This window comes from Megasphaera sp. An286, assembly GCF_002163455.1.
GTDB classification, from domain to species: domain Bacteria; phylum Bacillota; class Negativicutes; order Veillonellales; family Megasphaeraceae; genus Megasphaera; species Megasphaera stantonii.
Genome location: NZ_NFIY01000048.1, coordinates 1 through 727, shown reverse-complemented (window position 1 = coordinate 727; position 727 = coordinate 1). Strand labels below are relative to the sequence as shown.

Sequence of the window (727 nt, the reverse complement as noted above, 5' to 3'; positions counted from 1 at the left end):
GATTTCTCCATTGAACATATCCATAAAGGGATCCAGATACAGCTTATGCTGCGTCAGATGCCCTTGGGCATCCACTTCATAGTATTTAAATTCTGTCGTATCTGTTGTGATTTTCTGATGGGGAACCGTCGTGTGGAAGCGACGGCGTATTCTATTGGGAGCGATGGTTCCCACCTTACCTTTGTAAGAGCTGTATCTGCGGCTCTTTCGCGTAAAACAAGTGACCTGAAGGCTTAGCTTTTGCATGATGCGCTGCACCTTCTTCTTATTCACGCACCATCCCTGATTGGTAAGCTCACCCGTGATTCGCCGATAGCCATAGGTGGTATGCTGTTTGCAAAGTTCCTGTATGGTATCTTCTAATTCTTTGTCCGGATTTTCGCGGCCAACGCGTTTTTGCCAGTACATGTAGGTTGACTTTGCCATGCCGGTGTAGGAGAGGAGATCTTTTAGTTTGAATTGTCCTCGGAGACTGAAGATGACGTTCGCAACCCTCTCCGTTTTGCTTCGTCCTCTAACCGCAGTCTCCTCAGTTCTTTTAAAACTGCATTCTCTATACGGAGCTTGAGAAGTTCATCCTCTAATTCCTTGACGTGCTCTGCGCGGGTGTCAACCTCTGTATGCTGAACTTGTGCTTCTGTTTCTCTTGATTGCGATGTACTCAATGTCTTCTTCCTGCCTTTCCTATGCGGTCTTAACGCATCCGGCCCAGCTATTTTAAAGTCAT

At 46.6% G+C, this 727-nt stretch carries 1 protein-coding gene and 1 pseudogene; both read right to left on the bottom strand.

Annotated features, from left to right (window positions below; genetic code table 11):
* Window positions 1-408: IS3 family transposase (locus tag B5F80_RS11115; RefSeq protein WP_158099987.1), on the bottom strand; the 408-nt coding region annotated here is incomplete at its 3' end.
* Between the two features lie 41 nt (window positions 409-449).
* A pseudogene (locus tag B5F80_RS11385) lies at window positions 450-727 on the bottom strand (transposase); the annotation flags it as partial.